This is a genomic window from Diaphorobacter ruginosibacter (assembly GCF_014395975.1).
Classification (GTDB): domain Bacteria; phylum Pseudomonadota; class Gammaproteobacteria; order Burkholderiales; family Burkholderiaceae_C; genus Diaphorobacter_A; species Diaphorobacter_A ruginosibacter.
In genome coordinates this window covers 883,662-904,953 of sequence record NZ_CP060714.1, presented here as the reverse complement: position 1 = coordinate 904,953, position 21,292 = coordinate 883,662, and the positions used below count along the sequence as shown (strand labels likewise).

Sequence of the window (21,292 nt, the reverse complement as noted above, 5' to 3'; positions counted from 1 at the left end):
TGTACCGTTGAAAAACAAGACTCGGAACGCAGATAAGCAGTGTCGGATTGCCTCGGCATTGCCTGGACAACCGACTGGCTCACAATATACTCTTTTCGTGACGAATTGGCGTCTTTTGCCCTGTAATTGCTGGCCAACCGCTATCAAAAGAAAAGTAAAGCGATGAAAATCTTCCGAGGCTTGCACCACCCAGGTGTCGCAGAGGCATGTGCGCTGACCATCGGCAACTTCGATGGTGTGCACCGCGGGCACCAGGCCATGCTGGCCCTGCTCAACAACGAGGCACGCCAGCGCGGCGTGCAGAGTTGCGTGCTCACGTTCGAGCCGCATCCGCGCGACTATTTCGCGGCGAAGCTGAACAAGCCGGAGCTGGCGCCCGCGCGCATCGGCACGCTGCGCGACAAACTCTGCGAACTCGCCGAGTGCGGCGTGCAGCAGACCATCGTGCTGCCGTTCAACGACAAGCTCGCGAGCCAGTCGCCCGATGCCTTCATCCAGGACGTGATCATCCATGGCCTGGGCGCTCGGTACGTGCTGGTGGGTGACGATTTCCGCTTCGGTGCCAGGCGGGCGGGCGACTACGCCATGCTCGACGCCGCCGGCCGCGAGCACGGCTTCGATGTGGCGCGCATGAACAGCTACGAGGTGCACGGGCTGCGGGTGTCGAGCTCCGCCGTCCGCGAATCGCTCGGCAAGGCCGATCTGGTCGATACGGCCCGGCTTCTGGGCCGCCCCTATTCGATCTCGGGCCACGTGGTGCACGGCCGCAAACTGGGGCGCCAATTGGGCGTATCTGCAGCCATTGGAGCGCATCAGGACGGATTTCGCACGCTCAACCTGCGCTTCAAGCACTGGAAGCCCGCCGCCAGCGGCATCTTCGCCGTGGCGGTGCACGGCCTTGCGGACCATGCGCTGCCGGGCGTGGCCAACCTTGGCGTGCGGCCTTCCATCGACCCGGACGACGTGAACGGCGGCCGCGTTCTGCTGGAGACCCACTGCCTGGAATGGCCTGACCATCTGGGGGCCGAAGGGGCATACGGTAAAATCATCCGTGTGGAACTCCTGCACAAACTGCACGACGAGCTGAAATACGACAGCCTCGACGCCCTCACCGCTGGTATCGCCAAGGATTGCGAAGATGCCCGCGCGTTTTTTGCTGCCTCCACGCATGCCGAAACCCGGCGTCAGACCACCCGCGACCGAATTTGACGCTCACGCCGTCACATTCCCTTCGCATCATCCTCGTATTCAGCGCCCCGCCCTCAAGGCGGGGTTCGCACGCTTTCAAGATTTCAGCTCATGTCCGATAAACAGCAAGCCACAAACGCGTCCGACAAAACCGACTACCGCAAGACCCTGAACCTGCCCGACACCCCGTTTCCGATGCGCGGCGACCTGCCCAAGCGCGAGCCGGGCTGGGTGAAGGAGTGGCAGGATGAAGGCGTCTACAAGAAGCTGCGCGACGCGCGCTGCGGCGCACCCAAGTTCATCCTGCACGACGGCCCTCCGTATGCCAACGGGCAGTTGCACATCGGCCACGCGGTGAACAAGATCCTCAAGGACATGATCACCAAGAGCCGCCAGCTCGAAGGCTTCGACGCACTGTACGTACCGGGCTGGGACTGCCATGGCCTGCCGATCGAGAACGCCATCGAGAAGCTGCATGGCCGCAACCTGCCGCGCGACGAGATGCAGGCCAAGAGCCGCGCATTCGCCACCGAGCAGATCGCCCAGCAGATGGCGGATTTCGAGCGCCTGGGCGTGCTCGGTGACTGGGGCAACCCCTACAAGACCATGAACTACGCGAACGAGGCCGGCGAGCTGCGCGCCTTGAAGCGCGTGATGGAGCGCGGCTTCGTCTACCGTGGCCTCAAGCCCGTGTACTGGTGCTTCGACTGCGGTTCGTCGCTGGCCGAGTTCGAGATCGAATACCAGGACAAGAAGAGCAACACGCTGGACGTGATGTTCAAGGCGCATGAACCCGCCAGGCTGGCCGCCGCCTTCGGCCTGCCGAAGCTCGACAAGGACGCCTTCATCGTCATCTGGACCACCACCGCGTGGACCATCCCCGCCAACCAGGCGCTGAACCTGAACCCCGACCTGGACTACGCTCTGGTCGACACCGCGCGCGGCCTGCTGATCGTGGCCGAGTCGCTGGTGGAAGACACCATGAAGCGCTGGAACCTCGAAGGCAAGGTGCTCGCCGTCGCCAAGGGCGAAAAGCTCGACACGCTCGAGTTCGAGCACCCGCTGTACGACGTGGACGCCGGCTACCGGCGCCTGTCGCCCGTGTACCTGGCCGACTACGCCACCGCCACGGACGGTACCGGTATCGTGCACTCCGCGCCCGCCTATGGTCTCGATGACTTCAACTCCTGCATGGCGCATGGCATGAAGCTCGACGAGATCCTGAACCCCGTGCAGGGCAACGGCGCCTATGCAGCCGATTTTCCGCTGTTCGGCGGCCAGCACATCTGGAAGGCCGTGCCGGTCATCCTCGAGGCGCTGGACAAGGCCGGCCGCCTGCTGAACACGACCACCATCACCCACAGCTATCCGCACTGCTGGCGCCACAAGACACCGGTGATCTACCGCGCCGCCGCGCAGTGGTTCGTGCGCATGGACGAGGGCGAAGGCGTTTTCACCAAGCCCGGCGACAAGCCGCAGCAGACGCTGCGCCAGATCGCGCTCGAAGCCATCGAACACACCAGCTTCTACCCCGAGAACGGCAAGTCGCGCCTGCGCGACATGATCGCCGGACGGCCCGACTGGTGCATCTCGCGCCAGCGCAGCTGGGGCGTGCCGATCCCATTCTTCCTGCACAAGGATTCGGGCGAGCTGCATCCACGCACCATGGAAATCCTCGACCAGGCGGCCGCCATCGTCGAGCAGGGCGGCATCGAGGCCTGGAGCCGCGTGACGGCCGAGGAAATCCTCGGCGCGGAAGAAGCCGGGGACTACACCAAGAGCACCGACATCCTCGAGGTCTGGTTCGACTCCGGCTCCACCTTCTGGCATGTGATGCGCGGCACGCACGGCGCCATGCACCATGACGTGGGCCCCGAGGCCGACCTGTACCTCGAAGGCCACGACCAGCATCGCGGCTGGTTCCACTCCTCGCTGCTGCTCGCCTCCGCGATCTTCGGCCGCGCCCCCTACAAGGGCCTGCTCACGCACGGTTTCACGGTGGACGGCCAGGGCAAGAAGATGAGCAAGTCGCTCGGCAACACCGTCTCGCCGCAGGAAGTGAGCGGCAAGCTGGGCGCGGAAATCATCCGCCTGTGGTGCGCATCGACCGACTACTCGGGCGACCTCGCCATCGACGACAAGATCCTTGCACGCGTGGTGGACTCCTACCGCCGCATCCGCAATACGCTGCGCTTCCTGCTGGCCAACGTGAGCGACTTCGATGCCGCCAAGGACGCCGTGCCGTTCGAGGACATGCTGGAGATCGACCGCTACGCGCTGAGCCGCGCGGCCGCACTGCAGCAGGACATCCTCGCGCATTACAAGGTGTACGAATTCCACCCCGTGGTCGCCAAGCTCCAGTTGTACTGCTCGGAAGACCTGGGCGGCTTCTACCTCGACGTGCTCAAGGACCGCCTGTACACCACCGGCGAGAAGAGCCACGCACGCCGCAGCGCGCAGACCGCGCTCCACCACATCACGCACGCCATGCTGCGCTGGATGGCGCCGTTCCTCTCGTTCACGGCAGAGGAGGCCTGGAAGCTGTTTGGCGCATCCGACTCCATCTTCCTCGAGACCTACGGCAGCATCCCGGCCGGAGACGAGGCGCTCGGCGCCAAGTGGGAGCGCATCCGCGCCATCCGCGACGTGGTGAACAAGGAGATCGAGGCCGTGCGCGCAAGCGGCGCGGTGGGCTCTTCGCTGCAGGCAGACATCGTGCTCACGGCGGCCGCCGAAGATCACGACCTGCTGGCCTCGCTGGGCGCCGACCTCAAGTTCGCGCTCATCGTCTCCAAGGTCGAACTCAAGGCCGGTGACGCGCTCGCCGTCGAGGTCAGGCCGTCCGCAGACACCAAGTGCGACCGCTGCTGGCACTACCAGAGCGACGTCGGCAGCCACAGCGAGCATCCCACGCTGTGCGGCCGCTGCGTGAGCAACCTCTATGGCGCCGGCGAAACCCGGTCGTTCGTCTGACATGGCGCGCGGCGGCTCCAGCGCAGGCGGCGCAAGCATCTGGCCCTGGCTTGCCTGGGCCGTGGTGATCTTCCTTGCAGACCAGTTCACCAAGGTGCTGATCCTTGGCTACTACAAGCTCGGCGATGCCACGTACATCACGAGCTTCTTCAACATCGTCCGCGCGCACAACACCGGCGCCGCCTTCAGCTTCCTCGCGAACGCGGGGGGCTGGCAGCGCTGGGCCTTCACCGGCATCGGCCTCGCGGCCGCCGTGTTCATCATCTGGCAGTTGCGCGCGCACCCCGGACAGAAGCTGTTCTGCTTCTCGCTCTCAAGCATCCTGGGCGGTGCCATCGGCAACGTGGTCGATCGCATGCAGCACGGCTACGTCGTGGACTTCCTGGACTTCCACCTGAGCGGGCGGCATTTCCCCGCGTTCAACATCGCCGACAGCGCGATCACCGTGGGGGCTGTCTGCCTGATCCTCGATGAGCTGCTGCGGGTGAAGCGCAGCAAGTAAGACCTGGTCCCCGAGCCATGAGCATCGTCGTCTTCTACCTGCACAACGCGAGTCCCGAGGGACAGACTCCCTCGTGGCACCCCGCGTGCCTGCACTATGACGACAGGCAGATGAGCGAGGCGCTCCAGCAATGCCAGGTGCTGCGCGCCGACCCGAACAACGCGCATGTCGTGATCTCGTCCGAGCTGCGCGACATGGTGGGAAAGATCGGCGTGAGTGCCGTCGAGGACGGGCATACTCCCGATGGGCAGGCCTACGAATGGAGCAAGGCAGGCCGGGCGGGCAAAAGCCGCCGGAATGCCAGCGGGCCGCCCAGGACACGCGAGGACATGGACCGCTGAGCAGCACAGGTTTTGCCCGCGGTGCAGAATCTCCGGGCCATGAACACTCCTTCCCATCGCCCCGATCTTCCATTCGTTGCCTGCAGCTTCGAGCGCCATGCGCAGGCCATCCTCGAGATCTTCAACGACGCCATCGAGAACTCCACCGCGCTCTATGACTACAAGCCCCGCACCATGGACAACATGGTCGCGTGGTTCGATGCGAAGCGCCAGGGCGGGTTTCCCGTCATCGGCCTCGAAAACGCAGACGGCACTCTGGTCGGTTTCTGCAGCTGGGGCGGCTTTCGCGCCTATCCTGCCTACAAGTACACGGTCGAGCATTCGGTCTACATCCACAGGGACCATCGCGGACGCGGTCTCGGCAAGCTGCTGATGAACGCACTGATTGAACGCGCGCGTCAAAGCGACAAGGTACATGCGATCATCGGCGCCATCGATGCGGCCAACGAGGGCAGCATCAGCCTGCATGAACACCTGGGCTTCCGGCATGTCGGCACGCTGCCGCAGGTCGGATTCAAATTCGGTCGCTGGCTCGATCTCGCGCTCTACCAGCTGACGCTGCAGGCACCCGCACACCCGGTGGACGGCTGATTCCTCGCTGCCACCGGACATCCGCCGACTCGGCTATTCTTCGCTTTTCCAAACCACGAGACAACGGGTACCCGAGATGAAGAAGAAGCCTGCACCGAACACTTTCGCCATCCGTCCATCGCGCCGCCTGTTCGCCTTGGCATCGCTTGGAATGCTCGCGGCAAGCGGCGTGGGCATTCCTCAGGCCCTGGCGCAAACACAGGCACAGGCACAGGTGCAGGCGGGCAGCCATTGGCCCACCCGGCCCATTACCTTCATCGTGCCGCAGGCACCGGGAGGTGCCAACGACGTGATCGCGCGCGCAGTCGCGCAAGGCCTCGAGAACACGCTTGGCCAGCCCGTGATCGTGGAAAACCGCCCCGGCGCCAATGGCAACCTGGGCACCAGCCAGGTGGCCCGCAGCGCGCCTGACGGCAATACCTGGCTGGTCACCGCGCAGAGCGCCTACACGATCAATCCGGCGCTCTACGCTTCGATTCCGTTCGACCCGATCAAGGACTTCACGCCCGTCATGCAACTGGCTGTTGCGCCCTATCTGCTGGTCGTGAACCCCCAGTTTCCCGCCAGGAACCTCGATGAGCTGGTGGCCTATGCCAAGGCCCATCCCGGCAAGGTCGAGTTTGCCTCGGCAGGCAACGGCACGCTGAACCACCTGCTGGGTGAAATGCTCAAGACGCAAAAGCGCGTCGAACTGCTGCATGTCCCCTACAAGGGCGCATCGGCCGCCGCTACCGATGTGGTCGCTGGCCAGTTGCCGATGACCTTCGGCAGCTTCCCCGGCGTGATGCCCTTTGTCAGCAGCGGCAAGCTGCGCGTCCTGGGCGTTGCCTCCGACAAACCCACGTCGCTGGCACCCGAGATACCTCCGCTGGGCAAGGATCTCGCGGTGACGTCTTGGTATGGCCTTTTTGCACCCGCGGGCACGCCAGCGCCCATCGTGGCCAAGGTACATGACGCCGTCGCGAAGGTACTCGCAACCCCGGCCATGCGGGAGCGCCTGAAGGGCCTCGGCGCCGAATCGGTGCAGTCCGACCCCCAGAGCTTCAAGGCCTCGCTGCCGGGCGAACTGGCATACTGGAAAAAGGTCGTGAAGGACTCGGGGGCGCAGATCGACTGACAGCCTGACATCACCTCACGCGAGGCGAAGGATGTTCAACCCGCTCTCGCCTTCTCCAGCGCCGCAACGTCGAGCTTTCTCATCGTCATCATCGCGTCGAACATGCGCTTGGCCGCTGCACGATCCGGGTCGGTGAACGAGGCAAGCAGGATGCGCGGCGTGATCTGCCATGAAATGCCCCAGCGGTCCTTGCACCATCCGCAATCGCTCTCCTGTCCTCCGTTGCCGACAATGGCGTTCCACAGGCGGTCGGTCTCCTCCTGGTCTTCGGTGGCGATCTGGAACGAGAAGGACTCGTTGTGCTTGAAGTGCGGCCCGCCATTGAGCCCCACGCACGGAATGCCCGCCACCGTGAACTCGACGAGCAGCACGTCGCCCTGCTTGCCGTCGGGATAGTCGCCCGGAGCATGGTGCACGGCGCGCACTTGGCTGTCCGGAAAGGTTCTGGAGTAGAAATTCGCGGCCTCCAGCGCATCGCGTTCGTACCAGAGACATATCGTGTTTTTGGGAATCATGCGGGACCTCCTTGTGTGGAAGGTGCACCCGAACGAGGCGGCACACCCGTAGGACCGACTACTTTTGCACACTCCCGGCATCATGGATATCAGCAAACGCCTCAATGCGTTTCACCATGTTTTTCCGGTACGCCGCCGGCGATTTCGCGGATACTGAAACAAGTGACCTTCCCGGCCGCTCCCGTACCGCCCTATCGCCATGCAAACCCATCCTGTCACCGCCGACCGTCCTCAGCATGCCATGACCCTGCTCGCGCAGTTGACCGACCTGCACATCCGCGAGCCGGGGCAGCTCGCCTATGGGCGCGTGGACACCGCAGAGGGACTGGTCCAGGCCATCGCCTCCATCAGCAGGCTGCCGCAACGCCCCGACGCCCTGGTCATCACGGGAGATCTCACCGACTTCGGGCGTGAGCCTGAATACGCACACCTCGCCCGGCTGCTGGAGCCCCTGGGCGACATGCCCATCCATCTGCTGCCGGGCAACCACGACGAGCGCGACCCGTTGCGCAGGAGCTTTCCACGGCACGGCTACCTGGGCAACGGCGAGTTCATCCAGTACAGCGTGCCCGTGGGATCGCTGCAGCTCATCGCGCTCGACACCGTGACACCGCGCTCACCCATGGGCAACCTGTGCAGCAAGCGCCTCGACTGGCTGGAAGCGGAACTCTCCAGCCAGGGCGAGCGGCCGGTGGTGATCGCCATGCACCACCCGCCGTTCCAGACGCTGATCGGCGGCATGGACCACTACGGCCTGCAGACCGGAGCCAGGGAGCTGGAGGCCATCGTGGCACGCCACCCGAACGTGGAGCGCATCATCTGCGGCCACATGCACCGCAGCATCCAGGTGCGCTTCGGAGGAACGATCGCCTCCACGATCCCGTCGCCCGCACACCAGATCAACTTGGACCTCTCGCCGGATGCGCCGTTGATGTGGACCCTCGAGCCACCCGCCTACGCACTGCACGCCCTGCCCGACGGCGGCCGCATGGTGACGCACATGGCCGCGTGCGGCGCGTTCGACGGGCCGCATCCGTTTCGCTGAGGTTGCATCGACACAATCACCCGTACGCCCCATCGCAACGTAGCCCCCGCCATCATGAAAAAAGCCCGTCGGGCAAGGTGCTCAACGGGCTTTTTTTCGGGGCGTAGGCAGCGCAGCTCAGTTCTTCTGCGCCGCCAGCATGTAGTCCACCGCCATGTTCGACATCGCGCGCACGCCGTAGATCATGGCCGACTCATCCGCGAAGAACAGTGGCGAGTGATTGTTCGGCGCGGTGTTCGGGTCCTTGTCCTTGGGTGTCACGCCCAGGTAGAAGAACATGCCGGGCGCCTCCTGCTGGTAGAACGAGAAGTCTTCCGACGCCTGGGACTTGGGCTGCAGGCCGAAGTTGCCCTTGCCCGCCACGCGCTCGAGCGTGGGCGACATCTGCGCGACGAGATCGGGAGGGTTCACCACCGCGTTGTACAGCTCGACCACCTTCACCTTGGCCTTGGCGCCCGAGCTCTCTGCGATGTGCTCGGCCGTATGGGCCAGGCGCTTGTGGATATCCTTCTTCATGCCTTCGTCATACGTGCGGATGGTGCCGATCATCGAGACCTTTTCCGGAATGATGTTCATGCGGTTGCCGCCGTTGATCGCGCCCACGGTGACCACGGCAGGCTCCAGGCCGATGTTGGACTGGCGGCTGATGATGGTCTGGATGCCCGTGACGATCTGCGCGCTGGCGACGATGGGATCGATGCCCGACCAGGGGCGCGCGCCGTGCGTCTGCTTGCCGGTCACGTCGATCCAGAACTGGTCCACGGCCGACATGGCCGGGCCCGGACGCCAGGCGATGTAGCCTGCGGGATAGGCGCTCGACACATGCAGGCCGAAAACCGCGTCGACCTTGGGGTTCTGCATCACGCCTTCCTTGACCATCTGCTTGGCTCCCCAGATCTTCTCGCCGTCGGGCTCGAACGTGGCCGGCGACTCTTCGGCAGGCTGGAAGATGAACTTCACGCTGCCCGGCAACTGGTCCTTCATGCCGGCCAGCACCTCGGCCGTGGCCATGAGCATGGCGGTATGGGTGTCGTGTCCGCAGGCATGCATGACGTCGACCTCCTTGCCGAGGTTGATGCTTCTGGCCTTGGAGGCGAACGGCAGGTCGTTCTGCTCCTTCACCGGCAGCGCGTCCATGTCTGCGCGAAGCGCCACCACAGGGCCCGGCTTGCCGCCCTTGAGCAGGCCGACCACGCCGGTCACAGCCACGCCGGTCTTCACGTCCATGCCGAGCTTGCGCAAGTGATCAGCGACGAGCCCCGCGGTACGGGTTTCCAGGTTGCCGAGTTCCGGGTGCTGGTGGATGTCGCGGCGCCAGGCGATCAGCTGCTGTTCGATGGCCTTGGCGCGCTCGTCGATCTGCGCATGCAGTGCCTGCGCGAGCGGCGATGCGACCGCACCCGCGGCGGCCGGAGCGGCCTGGGGTGCCTGCTGCGCATGGGCGGGCATGGCCGCAAAGGCCAGCGCCATGAGTCCTGCCAGCGCGGTTCGCTTGAGCGTGTTGTTCTTGCGTGCGGATGATCCGTCACTCGTTGTCGTCATGGATGTCTCCCGGATTCAGAATGGGCATCGCGCGCACGGCGTGTACGGTCCGGGGCGCGAGGCGGCACGAAGGCCGCGCCTGATTGTAGGTGTGCTCCCCCTTCGAATGTCGTCCGGGTAATCGCCAAACGGCAATCCCGCCTTCGCCGTTGCAGAAACAGGGGCTTGCTGTGGGCTGACGAGGGGCCGACGGCCCCATCCCCATGACCGCCACATTTCTGTCACATGGATGTAGACTCGAGCGACAGTGAAGCATTTGTTGAATTTATTAGCCGCCATAGCGTTACTCGTGTGGGGAAGCCACCTGGTGCGGACCGGCGTGCTGCGCGTCTTCGGGGCCAACCTTCGATCCCTTCTTGCCCGCAGCATGGGCAACCGGTTTACTGCGGCGCTCTCGGGCATGGGCGTCACGGCACTCGTGCAGTCCAGCACCGCCACGTCGCTGATGACCTCGTCCTTCGTTGGCCAGGGATTGATCGCCCTGCCCGCAGCGCTGGCCGTCATGCGGGGCGCGGACGTGGGCACGGCGCTGATGTCGGTGCTGTTTTCCGTCGATCTTTCCTGGCTGTCGCCGGTGTTCATCCTGGTCGGCGTGGTCCTGTTCGTCACGCGCCAGGCCAGCACGGCGGGCCGGGTGGGCCGTGTGCTCATCGGGCTGGGCCTGATGCTGCTCGCGCTGGAGATGGTGGTCCAGGCCAGCGGCCCGATGCTGGCCTCGCCCCTCATCAAGGCCATGCTCACGTCGATCAGCAGCGACATCACGCTGGAACTGTTCATGGGCTGCGTGCTCGCCGTGATGGCATATTCGAGCTTGGCCATCGTGCTGCTGATCTCGGCCATGGCCGCGTCGCACGTGGTGCCCCTCGATGTCGCCCTGGGCCTGGTGCTTGGCGCCAATCTCGGCAGCGGCCTGCTGGCCGTGATGACGACGGCCAAATCGGCCGTCGAGGTACGCCAGGTCACCGTCGGCAACATGGTGTTCAAGATCCTTGGCGTGCTGATCATGTCGCCGTTCATCGGCATGTGGATGAAGTACGTACAGCCCTATCTGCCGGGCGAGGCCCACGGCGTGGTGCTGTTCCACCTCGCCTACAACGTGATCATCAGCGTGGGCTTCATCGGCTTCACGCAATGGGTGGCCGATCTCATGACCCGCCTGATGCCCAAGCCGGTCGAGGACAAGCACAAGCGTCCGCAGCACCTGGATCCCTCCGCTCTTTCGACGCCGTCGCTTGCCATCTCCTGCGCGGCCCGGGAAGCCCTGTACCAGGCCGACGTGGTGGAGACCATGCTCACCGGCATTCTCGACGTGATCCAGAAGAATGACGAACAGCTCGCGCTGCGCATCCGCAAGATGGACGACGAGGTCGACCAGCTCTACTCGTCCATCAAGTACTACCTCACCAAGATCTCGCGCGAAGCGCTGGGCGAAGAGGAGAGCAAGCGCTGGGCCGACATCATCGGCTTCACGATCAACATGGAACAGATCGGCGACATCATCGAGCGCATCATCATCGACATCGAGGACAAGAAGATCAAGAAGGGCCGCAAGTTCTCGGAAGCCGGAATGGCCGAGATCACCGAGCTGCACACCCGGCTGCTCGGCAATCTGCGCCTGGGCATGAGCGTGTTCCTGAATGGCAACGTGCGCGACGCCAAGCGCCTGCTGGAAGAGAAGGTGCGCTTTCGCGACCTGGAGCGCACCTACTCGTCGACGCACCTTGCACGCCTGTCCGACAACACGGTGCAGAGCATCGAGACCAGTTCGCTGCACATCGACCTGATCAGCGAGCTCAAGCGCATCAACTCGCTGATCTGCTCGATCGCCTATCCGATCCTGGAGTCTGCCGGTGAACTGGTGCCCAGCCGCGTGAAGGCCATCAACGAGGCTGCGGCGCAGGCCGCGCCCGCGCCGCAGCACGAAGGCGCGTGATACGGCCGCATAGGGCAGGAGCGGAAGCAGGAGAGAAGAGTCACACCCCAGCCTTCGCGGAGCCCGCCACGGCCTCGTCCGCATCCGGCGTCTCGGGCCTGCGCGCATAGCGCTGGGCCAGCACCGCGCACACCATCAACTGCAACTGGTGGAAGATCATCAGCGGCAACACGATCAGCCCCGCGTCGGCAGAAGGAAAGATCACCTTCGCCATCGGAACGCCGCTGATCAGGCTCTTCTTGGAGCCGCAGAACACGATCGTGATCTCATCTTCCTTGTTGAAGCCCAGCTTGCGCGCGATGAAGGTCGTGAAGCACAGCACCAGGGCGAGGATGATCGCGCTCACCAGCAGCAGGCCCAGCAGCGCCTCGACCGGCAGCTTGCGCCAGATGCCTTCCACCACCGCCGCACTGAAGGCGGTGAACACCACCAGCAGGATCGATCCCTGGTCGACCACCTTCAGCACCTTGGCGTTCTTCTTCACGAAGTTGCCGATGAAGGGGCGCAGGAAATGGCCCGCGAGAAACGGCAGCAGCAGCTGCAGCATGATCTTGCCGATGCTCTCAAGCGCGTCATGCTGGGCGTCGCCCGCCTGCGGGAGCACCAGCTTGACGAGCAGTGGAGTCACCACGATGCCCAGCAGCGTCGATGCCGATGCGCTGCAGACAGCCGCCGGCATGTTGCCGCGCGCCATGGCGGTGAATGCGATCGCGGACTGCACCGTGGCCGGCAGCACGCACAGGTAGAGCACGCCGGTGTAGAGCTGTGCAGTCACCAGCGGCTCGAGCACCGGGCGCAGCACCACGCCCACGATCGGGAACAGGATGAAGGTTGTGGCGAACACCAGCAGGTGCAGCCGCCAGTGGCCGATGCCCGCCAGGATCGCCTCGCGCGAAAGCTTGGCGCCGTGCAGGAAGAACAGCAGCGCAACGGCGGCGGTGGTCACGCCTTCGAAGAAGTTCGCAGCCTGGCCGGAAACCGGCACGAAGCTCGCCAGCGCCACCGTGGCGATCAGCATGAGCGTGAAATTGTCGGGAAGAAAACGGGAACGAGCCATGACGAACCGCGGCAGCGAACTGCCCCTTGAGTGATTGAGTACTGGAGCCGGATTGGATCGCAAGCCCCAAGCAAAGTAAAATCGATTTATCTAATAATTTCATGAGCCTGAATCATGAATGTGACCTTGCGTCAGCTGCAGGTGTTCCTCTCTGTCGCCCGAACGCGCAACTTCAGCCGCACGGGCGACGCGATCGGTCTCACGCAGCCGGCCGTCAGCCGCAGCATCACCGAGCTGGAGGCGCAACTGGGACTGCAGCTGGTCAACCGCACCACGCGCGAAGTGGAGCTCACCGACGCGGGCCGCAGCCTGGCCACGCGGCTGCCGCGCGTCCTCGATGATCTGGATGCCACGCTGCTCGACGTGGCCGGCATGGCCACCGGCAGAAAGGGGCGCGTGCGCGTGGCCAGCAGTCCGACGCTGTCGGCCAACCTGATGCCCGAGTGCATCGCGCTGTGCCATCGCCTGCATCCGGGGCTGGAACTCATGCTGCTGGACCGCGTGCAGAGCGCGACGCTTGCCAGCGTGCTCTCGGGCGAGGTGGACTTCGGCGTGGTGATCGACCCCGAGGAGCGCGAGGCGCTCACCTGCGAGACCATTCTCTCGGAACCCTTCATCCTCGCCTGTTCGCCCGAGCATCCGCTGACGCACAAGCGCCACGTGAACTGGACGGACCTGAACGGGGAATCGCTGGTGCTGCTCGACCATGCATCAGGCAGCAGGCGGCTGATCGACGAGATCCTGGCGAGGCTGGGCGTGCAGTGCACGATCGCTCAGGAGGTGGGCCACAGCACGACCATCTTCCGCATGATCGAGGCCGGACTCGGCGTCGCGGTCATCCCCCAGCTGGCCCTGCCACCGCAGGGCCTGGCCGAACTGTGCGTGCGGCCGCTGCTGCCCCGCATGGACCGGCAGGTGATGCTGGTGCATCGCCGCAATCGCGCCCTGTCACCCCTCGCCCAGACCGCGTGGCAGCTGGTGCGCGAACAGGCGGCAGGGCTTGCCGCGCTGAATTCGGCGGCCGAGCTGCCCCACAGGCCCGACAGGCGTCTCGCCAAGCGGTCTCACCAGCCGAAGTGATCGGCCAGCAGCAGGGCGGCTTCCGGAGTGAACTCCGCGCGCGCGAGCCGCTCCTGCACTTCGGCGACGGAGATGAGTTCGAAGCGTTCCACCTCCCCATCCTGGTTCACGGGCACGACATGGGAAGGCACGGTCGCCGCAAACCAGTCGATGCGCTCCCGCATGTAGCCCGCGTTGTCTTCCTCCTCCGCGGGCTGGGCGAAATCGACACGGCCTCCATGGCGCATGCCGACCAGTTGCTCGACGCGCAGCCCCGCCTCCTCCCAGGTTTCACGCGACAGGGCCTGCGCGAGCGAATCAGCAGCGGACACCATGCCGCCCATCAGCGTGTCCCACATGCCCGGGTTGTTGGCCTTGCTGAAGGCCCGCTGCTGGACCCACATGCGGCCGTCGGGCGCCGTGCCGATCAGGTGGACGGCCTGGGTCGCAATGCCCAGCGGCCGCACAACGCCCCGCTCGATCGTGCCGATGCGCATGCCGTCTTCCCCGTCACGGCATACCGCCAGCTGCTCATCGCGCCAGGGGCCGCTCAGCCCCACCTCGCGCAGCGCGCGGGCCAGCGCATTCATCGCGGCGGTCGCGTCCCCGTCCGCGCTCTGCAGATGCCATGCATGCTCTCCACCTGCCAGCTGATGGCCTCCCGCGAGCAGACCGGCCACACGTTCGAGCACCCGGGGTTCCGCGGAACCGACCACGTGCCCGTCCACCAGCAGCGGACTGCGCGGCGCGAGTGGTGCGCGGCGCGACCAGGCCCTTGCGGGTGCCAGCCATGCCGGAGCCACCGCGGGAACCCCCAGACCATCGTTTCGGGCCTCTCCCGCCATGGGGTCAAGCTCCATCTCAATCGAGGGTGAGAATGGTCGAGCCGGTGGTCTTGCGCGCTTCGAGGTCGCGATGGGCCTGCTGCACGTCCTTGAGGGGGTAGCGCTGCTCGATATGGATCTTCACCTCGCCGCTGGCCACCACCGCAAACAGGTCATCGGCCATGGCCTGGGTGGCTTCGCGCGAGCTGATGTGCGTGAACAGCGTCTGGCGCGTCACGTAGATCGAGCCGTACTTGCCGAGCATGGCGGGTGCAAAGGGGGCCACCGGGCCGGACGCATTGCCGAAGCTCGCCATGAGACCGAACGGACGCAGGCATTCCAGCGACTTGTCCCAGGTGTCCTTGCCCACCGAGTCGTAGACCACCTTCACGCCCTTGCCGCCGGTAATCTCCTTCACACGCGCCGCAAAGTCCTCCGTGTTGTAGTTGATGGCATGCGCCGCGCCGTTGGCCAGGGCCAATTGGCATTTGGCGTCCGACCCCGCGGTTCCGATGAGCTGCAGGCCAAGCGCCTTCGCCCACTGGCAGGCAATCAGGCCGACACCGCCGGCGGCGGCGTGGAACAGGACAAAGTCTCCCTTGTCCAGCCCTTCCACGGGCCGCGCCTTCTTGAGCAGGTACTGCGCGGTCAGCCCCTTGAGCATCATGGCCGCGCCGGTCTCGAAACTGATCGCGTCGGGCAGCCTGCAGACGTTCATCGCGGGCATCACGCGCACTTCGCAGTAGCTGCCCGGCGGCTGGCCGGCATAGGCGGCACGGTCCCCCACCTTCAGGTGCGCGACCCCTTCGCCCACCGCCTCGATCACGCCCGAGGCCTCCATGCCGATGCCGGCCGGCATCTTCAACGGATACAGGCCGGTGCGGTGATAGACATCGATGAAATTCAGTCCGATCGCCTTGTGGCGGATGCGGATTTCGCCAGGGCCGGGCTCGCCCACCTGCACATTGACGAGTTGCAATTCCTCCGGGCCGCCATGCTGGCGAATCTGAACGGCAAGGCTCATGGATCTGTTCTCCTTGATGGTTGTTGGCACATCGGGGGCGGGCCCCGCATGATTGCCGCACATCCTGCCACGAATTGAAACTCCGCGCCGGAGTGCGCCCTCCTCCGGCTTGCAGGTTTTCGGGCGTTCCGGCCTGTGCCTGAAATTCCTGCCCGCCCTCCCTACAATGTCCGGTCCATGTCCCAGAAACTCTCCCCCGGCACCATGCTGCTGCTTGCCACCGCCCCGCTCATGTGGGCCGGCAATGCAGTCACCGGCAAGCTCGTCCACGGCCTGATTCCGCCCATCACGCTCAACTTCATCCGCTGGGCGCTCGCGTTCCTGATCCTGCTGCCGTTTGCCTGGAAAACGCTGCGTCCCGGCAGCCCGCTCTGGCCTCACTGGAAGCGCTACAGCCTGCTCGGCCTGCTGGGCGTGGGCAGCTACAACGCGCTGCAGTACATGGCGCTGCAGACCTCCTCGCCACTCAACGTGACGCTGGTGGGTGGCGGCACACCCGTCTGCATGCTGATCATCGGCGCACTGTTCTTCGGGGTACCGGCTCGCCGCCAGCAGATCATCGGCGCGACGCTGTCGGTCTGCGGCGTGCTGCTGGTGCTGAGCCACGGCAGCATCGAGCAACTGCTGTCGCTGCGGCTCGTGATCGGCGACGTCTACATGGTGCTGGCCGTCATCTCGTGGTCGCTGTACAGCTGGTTCCTCGTGCGCACCAGCGAGCCTGCAGCCATCCGCGGCGACTGGGCAGCGTTCCTGATCGCACAGATGCTGTTTGGCCTGGGCTGGTCGGGCGCATTTGCAGGTGTCGAATGGGGCCTCGGCCAGCACGAGATCGTCTGGGGCTGGCCGCTGGCCGCCGCACTGGTGTTCATCGTGATCGGCCCCGCCATTCTTGCGTACCGTTGCTGGGGCCTGGGCGTGCAGCGCGCGGGTCCGGTCGCCGCGGGGTTCTTCATCAACCTCACGCCGCTGTTTGCAGCCGTGCTCTCGTTGGCGCTGCTCGGCGAGGCCCCGCACCTCTACCACCTGTTCGCCTTCATGCTGATCGTGGCGGGCATCGTGGTGCCCTCGCGCCGCACCTGACGCGGCATTGACACGAAAACGTCACGATTTCGTCAATCCGCTGTCATCCTCGCTTTCTAGCATTCGGGCAAGAGAGCGAGGGAGCCCATCTGACCACGGACATCCCTGGCTTCTCGTTTCGCTTTGCTTCCGAGCACACCCCACCAGCTCGGCGCAAGAGTTCCATCCTCAAAACGAACAGCACGATGTCTCACACCCCCATGCCCTCCCGTCGCAAAACCCTGCAAATGCTCGCCGGCATTCCCCTGCTGCCGCTGGGCACGAGCGCCACGGCCGCAGCGCTTCTGTCCGCGTGCGGCGGCGGCAGCGGCGGCAGCGCCACGTTCAAGTCGGTGAGCTTCACCGGCATGGCCGCCCCCACGCTGCAGACCCCGACGGCCATGGCGACCACCAGCGTCGCATCGAGCATGAAGGTGCTGTTCGATGACGACTCCACCCAGTCCTTCAATCTGGCCTATCAGCCGTTCTTCATCACCGGCGACATGGTCAGCGACGGCAAGGGCGGCAAGATCCTGGCCGGCGGCTACGTGGACATCAACAACAAGCCGATCATCGACGCCACGGTGGCCGGCAGCGAGCGCCAGTACTTCTCCGACGCACCCGATGGCACCTCGCTGCTGACCGTTGCCGATGCCAAGGTCGACGGCGTGAAGGGCAAGCCCGTGTTCGCCGTGGTGCAGTTCGAATACACCACCTGGGCACAGGACGGCAAGACCGACATGTACGGCAAGCTGCCCTCGCCGATCGCCGTGCTCACGCTCGACCAGGACCAGGCCACCGGCAAGCTGAGCCTGGTGAAGTACCACAACGTCGACACCTCCAAGGTGCACGGCCTGTGGATCACCTGCGGCGCAAGCCTCTCGCCATGGGGTACGCACCTCTCGAGCGAGGAATACGAACCCGATGCCTTCAGCGCCGCCAGCAACGCGCAGTTCAAGGCCTACAGCAAGAACCTGTATGGCAGCGAGACCGCGGCGAACCCGTACCACTACGGCCACATGCCCGAAGTGATCGTCAACAAGGACGGCACCGCCACCATCAAGAAGCACTTCTGCATGGGCCGCATCTCGCACGAACTCGTGCAGGTGATGCCCGACTCCCGCACCGCGCTGATGGGCGACGACGCCACCAACAGCGGCTACTTCGTGTTCGTTGCCGACAAGGAAAAGGACCTGTCCTCCGGTTCGCTGTACGTTGCGAAGGTGGGGGCAGGCTTCTCGATCGATCCGGCAGCCGCCGCCGGCGCACCGCTCACCTGGATCAAGCTGGGCTCGGCCACCAGCGCAGAGATCGAGAACCTCGCCAACACGCTCAAGCCCACCGACATCATGACCGTGGCGAGCAAGGACCCGGGCGACACAAGCTTCACCAAGATCGTCGCCAACGGCAAGACCGAGTGGATCAAGATCAACCCCGGTATGGAAAAGGCAGCCGCCTTCCTCGAAACCCACCGCTACGCCGCCTTCAAGGGTGCAAGCATGGGCTTCACCAAGATGGAAGGCACGACGGTCAACGCCAAGGACAAGGTGGCCTACTCCGCCCTGCAGAACTGCGAGAAGTCCATGGTGGCGGGCGACGCAACCAACGTTCCAGGCAACGGCATCTCGATCCCCAAGCAGCTCAAGGCGGGCGTGGTGATGGCGTTGAACCTGCGCGGCGGCCAGAAGGACACCTCGGGTGCTGCCATCAACAGCGAGTGGATGCCCGTGGATACCAAGGCCCTGCTGGCCGGTGAAGACATCTCCGCCGACGCACTGGGCAACACCGGCAACCCGAACAAGATCTGCAACCCCGACAACCTCAAGTTCTCGGAAAAGATGCGCACGCTGTTCATCGGCGAAGACTCGGGCCAGCACGTGAACAACTTCCTGTGGGCCTACAACGTCGACACCAAGCAGCTTTCGCGCCTGATGTCGATCCCCGCGGGCGGTGAATCCACGGGCCTGCATGCCGTCGACGAGATCAACGGCTGGACCTACATCATGAGCAACTTCCAGCACGCCGGTGACTGGGGCGGTATCCACAACGTGGTGAAGGACACGCTGGATCCGCTGATCAAGGCCAACTACAAGAACAAGGCCGGCGCTGCGGTCGGCTATCTGACGGGCACGCCGAACCAGCCTTCGCTGAAGGGCTGATAGCGAACGGGCGCTCTAGCAGCGCACGAAAGCAAAGCGGGCTGCGCCCAGCCCCCATGCCAATGCCAATGCCAGTCGGTTAAGCGCTGACTGGCATTTTCTTTGTGGGGGAGCGCTTGGGCTTATCTTGAATGGCATGGGCCACTCGGGGCGGTTTTTCTTTGCCCAAGTCTTTTTTAGGAAAGAGGCCGGGAGTGCCCCCGGCGGGGCAGTAACTTTTTGCACGCGCAAAAAGTCACCAAAAAGGCGTTTCAATACCCACGGCAGAACTCTCTTCGTTCCTTCGTCACTCCGCTCAGACAGCCACCGTGAGTCAGTTGAAGGGGAGGAACATTCGGCACGTCGCTGCGCTCGTGCCTGGGCATCTCGCGACTTCGCGAGATGTGTCGCGCCCCAATTCATCCTCGCCGTTCAAACTTGGCGCTGTCGGCTCGCCCGAAGTCGGGCGAGCCCAGCACGAGCGAAGCGACGTGCCGAACATTCCTCTTCCAGACTGACTCGCGGTGGCTGTCTGAACGGAGCGCGCAGCGCGAAGTGAGTTTTACCGCGTGCCCCCGCATTCCAAGCGCATTTTTGGTGACTTTTTGGGCAAGACCAAAAAGTTACTGCCCTGCCGGGGGCACTCCCGGCCTCTGCCCTCAAACATAAGAAGCAGAAGCCGAAAGCTCGGACGGCATCCTCATTTCCCAGTGAACATGAAGTACGCCAGCACGCACACAGCAATCGCCACGATCAGCCGCGCGATCCATGGCGTCACCAGCCATGCCCCCAACGCCAGGAGTGCGGTGCTCCAGACCTTCGGCGATTGCAGTGCCCCGCGCACGCCGTCGTCCCCCGCGGTGTTCCTGAGCACATAGCCGCACGAGGGACACGCGGCGGCCTGTGTGGAAATCGTGTGCCCGCATTCAGGGCATGTCACCAATGCCATGTCAACCTCCCTTCGCCGGAGCGACTTCGATCAGGATCTGCACCCGTCGGTTGCGCTGGCGACCGTCGGGGTTGTCCTTGCCATCGGACGTGAGATTGGGGGCGACCGGCTCGCGCCGCCCCAATCCGCGTGTGGCCGCCTGGCGCCCCGTGCGCGCCTCGAGTTCCTTTGCGACGGCCTGTGCCCTGCGCTCCGACAACTGGTCGTTGTAGGCATCGGTTCCCTTGCCATCCGTATGGCCGCGCACCAGCAAGGGCGCATCGGGATAGCTCTTGATCAGCTCGGCCGCCTTGTCCAGTGACGGTGCCGCGTCGGAGCGCAACTCGTACTTGTCGAAGTCGAACAGCACGTCGGCAGGCAGGTCGATCGAGATGGCCTTCGCAGGCGTAGGCGCGGCCTTGAGTTCCACCAGCAGTTCGCGCGTACGCTCCAGGCGCTCGGGAGGCACCTCCGCCTCGCGCAGGATGGTGCTCGGGCCCGCAGCCGGTGCCAGACTGGTTTGCGGGCGGCTGGGCGTGAGGCTTGTTTCGGGATGGCTGGGCGTGAGGTTGCCTTCCCGGTTCTGCGGCGCAAGGCGTGTCTCGGGCGCCGACGACGCCGGCACGAGACGCGACTCCAGCGCGGACAGCTTGCGGTCCGAACGCACGACGTCGGCCATTGCATAGGAACCTGCAACTGCAGCGCCGGCCAAGACGGCAATCTGCCACGAACGCACTTTCACACGGAGCTGTCCCATCAGCCCCCCGAAAGAGGCAGTTCCACGGCCAGGCCCGGCGCCACGAGGTTGTCACCCGCATTGCCGTCGTTGAACACGAGGCGCAGCTTGCGCGCCGATGCGGGAGTGGCCCCCATGAAGACCAGCTGACCGTTCAGTGTTTCACCGGAATTCACCCTCAGGTCGCGGTTGTCCGTGGGGCGCTTGATCTGCAGCCGCGCGCCGCCCTCGTCCTCCAGGAACGTGTCGGTGAGCGCGAGCATGGTCGAGCTGGTGATGCGATTGGAAAACGATATGCTCACGTCCAGCACGGTGGCATCCGCGCCAATCTCGACGCTCTTCACGCGCACCGTCAGCCCCGCCTCGGCAACGCCCTGGACGTTCATGGGAATCTTCCGGGCTTCCGCGACGGACTGCGCGGAAGCCGCCGGGGACGGAGCAGGCTGCGCTGCAACAGCCGGTTGCGCAGGAGCGGGAACAGGTGCCGGTGCGGGGGTGGGTACTGGCGCCGGCGCGGGAGCAGGGGCGGCGGCCGGTGCCGACGACTGTGCAGGCCCATCCGCGGGGTGATCCTTGCAGGCCGACAGCAGCATGGCCGCCGTCAGCACGCCGGCCATCATGCCGGCCTGGGTGCGGGTATTGCGCTTGGCAACTTGTGCAAGCAGGGCTCGATTCATTCTTCTGGCTCCTCTGGTTCTGAAATCTTGTGTTCTGGCCCGC

19 protein-coding genes are annotated in these 21,292 nt (G+C 64.8%); 11 read left to right on the top strand and 8 right to left on the bottom strand.

Annotated features, from left to right (window positions below):
- The first annotated feature begins 162 nt into the window (after positions 1 to 162).
- From H9K76_RS04085 to H9K76_RS04060, 6 genes are all read left to right on the top strand, one after another.
- Positions 163 to 1,209, top strand: coding sequence for a bifunctional riboflavin kinase/FAD synthetase (locus tag H9K76_RS04085; RefSeq protein WP_187598301.1), 1,047 nt, complete (start codon positions 163 to 165; stop codon positions 1,207 to 1,209).
- A gap of 90 nt (positions 1,210 to 1,299) precedes the next feature.
- Complete coding sequence (gene ileS, locus H9K76_RS04080; RefSeq protein ID WP_187598300.1) at positions 1,300 to 4,161, top strand: isoleucine--tRNA ligase; 2,862 nt, start codon at positions 1,300 to 1,302, stop codon at positions 4,159 to 4,161.
- A gap of 1 nt (position 4,162) precedes the next feature.
- The gene (gene lspA, locus H9K76_RS04075) at positions 4,163 to 4,663 is read left to right on the top strand and encodes a signal peptidase II (RefSeq protein ID WP_187600445.1); all 501 of its coding nucleotides are present in this window, start codon (positions 4,163 to 4,165) and stop codon (positions 4,661 to 4,663) included.
- Positions 4,664 to 4,680: 17 nt separating this feature from the next.
- On the top strand, positions 4,681 to 5,004 hold the full coding sequence (locus H9K76_RS04070; RefSeq protein WP_187598299.1) for a hypothetical protein: 324 nt from the start codon (positions 4,681 to 4,683) through the stop codon (positions 5,002 to 5,004).
- 39 nt (positions 5,005 to 5,043) lie between these two features.
- A complete protein-coding gene (locus H9K76_RS04065; RefSeq protein WP_187598298.1) occupies positions 5,044 to 5,595 on the top strand; it encodes a GNAT family N-acetyltransferase in 552 nt (183 codons plus the stop codon).
- Positions 5,596 to 5,671: 76 nt separating this feature from the next.
- Positions 5,672 to 6,712, top strand: coding sequence for a Bug family tripartite tricarboxylate transporter substrate binding protein (locus tag H9K76_RS04060; protein ID WP_187598297.1), 1,041 nt, complete (start codon positions 5,672 to 5,674; stop codon positions 6,710 to 6,712).
- 35 nt (positions 6,713 to 6,747) lie between these two features.
- Here the strand turns inward: H9K76_RS04060 and H9K76_RS04055 are convergent, their stop codons facing one another.
- Positions 6,748 to 7,227: a VOC family protein gene (locus H9K76_RS04055; RefSeq protein ID WP_187598296.1), complete on the bottom strand. Its 480-nt coding sequence runs from the start codon at positions 7,225 to 7,227 to the stop codon at positions 6,748 to 6,750.
- 199 nt (positions 7,228 to 7,426) lie between these two features.
- Here H9K76_RS04055 and H9K76_RS04050 point away from each other — a divergent pair, with 199 nt between their 5' ends.
- The gene (locus H9K76_RS04050; RefSeq protein WP_187598295.1) at positions 7,427 to 8,272 is read left to right on the top strand and encodes a phosphodiesterase; all 846 of its coding nucleotides are present in this window, start codon (positions 7,427 to 7,429) and stop codon (positions 8,270 to 8,272) included.
- Positions 8,273 to 8,389: 117 nt separating this feature from the next.
- On the opposite strand, the gene H9K76_RS04045 is transcribed toward H9K76_RS04050, so the two are convergent.
- Entirely contained in the window at positions 8,390 to 9,742 is a 1,353-nt protein-coding gene (locus H9K76_RS04045) for an amidohydrolase (RefSeq protein ID WP_187600444.1), read from the bottom strand.
- 319 nt (positions 9,743 to 10,061) lie between these two features.
- On the opposite strand from H9K76_RS04045, the gene H9K76_RS04040 reads away from it, so the two are divergent.
- Positions 10,062 to 11,747: a Na/Pi cotransporter family protein gene (locus tag H9K76_RS04040; protein WP_187598294.1), complete on the top strand. Its 1,686-nt coding sequence runs from the start codon at positions 10,062 to 10,064 to the stop codon at positions 11,745 to 11,747.
- Between the two features lie 40 nt (positions 11,748 to 11,787).
- Here the strand turns inward: H9K76_RS04040 and H9K76_RS04035 are convergent, their stop codons facing one another.
- Positions 11,788 to 12,804, bottom strand: coding sequence for a bile acid:sodium symporter family protein (locus H9K76_RS04035; RefSeq protein WP_187598293.1), 1,017 nt, complete (start codon positions 12,802 to 12,804; stop codon positions 11,788 to 11,790).
- Between the two features lie 114 nt (positions 12,805 to 12,918).
- On the opposite strand from H9K76_RS04035, the gene H9K76_RS04030 reads away from it, so the two are divergent.
- Positions 12,919 to 13,884, top strand: a complete 966-nt coding sequence (locus tag H9K76_RS04030) for a LysR family transcriptional regulator (protein WP_187598292.1) — start codon at positions 12,919 to 12,921, stop codon at positions 13,882 to 13,884.
- On the opposite strand, the gene H9K76_RS04025 is transcribed toward H9K76_RS04030, so the two are convergent.
- Both H9K76_RS04025 and H9K76_RS04020 read right to left on the bottom strand, forming a co-directional pair.
- Positions 13,869 to 14,708 (bottom strand): NUDIX hydrolase, encoded by an 840-nt coding sequence (locus H9K76_RS04025; RefSeq protein WP_187598291.1) that lies wholly within the window; start codon positions 14,706 to 14,708, stop codon positions 13,869 to 13,871. The two genes, H9K76_RS04030 and H9K76_RS04025, sit on opposite strands and share 16 nt — an antisense overlap.
- Before the next feature lie 16 nt (positions 14,709 to 14,724).
- A complete protein-coding gene (locus tag H9K76_RS04020; protein WP_187598290.1) occupies positions 14,725 to 15,711 on the bottom strand; it encodes a quinone oxidoreductase family protein in 987 nt (328 codons plus the stop codon).
- A gap of 177 nt (positions 15,712 to 15,888) precedes the next feature.
- Here H9K76_RS04020 and H9K76_RS04015 point away from each other — a divergent pair, with 177 nt between their 5' ends.
- Both H9K76_RS04015 and H9K76_RS04010 read left to right on the top strand, forming a co-directional pair.
- A complete protein-coding gene (locus tag H9K76_RS04015; RefSeq protein WP_187598289.1) occupies positions 15,889 to 16,791 on the top strand; it encodes a DMT family transporter in 903 nt (300 codons plus the stop codon).
- A 185-nt stretch (positions 16,792 to 16,976) separates the two neighbouring features.
- Positions 16,977 to 18,929 (top strand): PhoX family protein, encoded by a 1,953-nt coding sequence (locus tag H9K76_RS04010; RefSeq protein WP_187598288.1) that lies wholly within the window; start codon positions 16,977 to 16,979, stop codon positions 18,927 to 18,929.
- A gap of 679 nt (positions 18,930 to 19,608) precedes the next feature.
- Here H9K76_RS04010 and H9K76_RS04005 read toward each other — a convergent pair.
- Genes H9K76_RS04005 through H9K76_RS03995 form a run of 3 tightly spaced genes read right to left on the bottom strand, consistent with a single transcriptional unit; the run spans position 19,609 to position 21,249 of the window.
- A complete protein-coding gene (locus H9K76_RS04005) occupies positions 19,609 to 19,857 on the bottom strand; it encodes a zinc ribbon domain-containing protein (RefSeq protein ID WP_187598287.1) in 249 nt (82 codons plus the stop codon).
- A 1-nt stretch (position 19,858) separates the two neighbouring features.
- Positions 19,859 to 20,578 carry an OmpA family protein gene (locus H9K76_RS04000; RefSeq protein WP_246475294.1) on the bottom strand — a complete coding sequence of 240 codons (720 nt, stop codon included), beginning with the start codon at positions 20,576 to 20,578 and terminating at the stop codon, positions 19,859 to 19,861.
- A 14-nt stretch (positions 20,579 to 20,592) separates the two neighbouring features.
- Positions 20,593 to 21,249: a DUF4352 domain-containing protein gene (locus H9K76_RS03995; RefSeq protein ID WP_246475293.1), complete on the bottom strand. Its 657-nt coding sequence runs from the start codon at positions 21,247 to 21,249 to the stop codon at positions 20,593 to 20,595.
- Between the last annotated feature and the right edge of the window lie 43 nt (positions 21,250 to 21,292).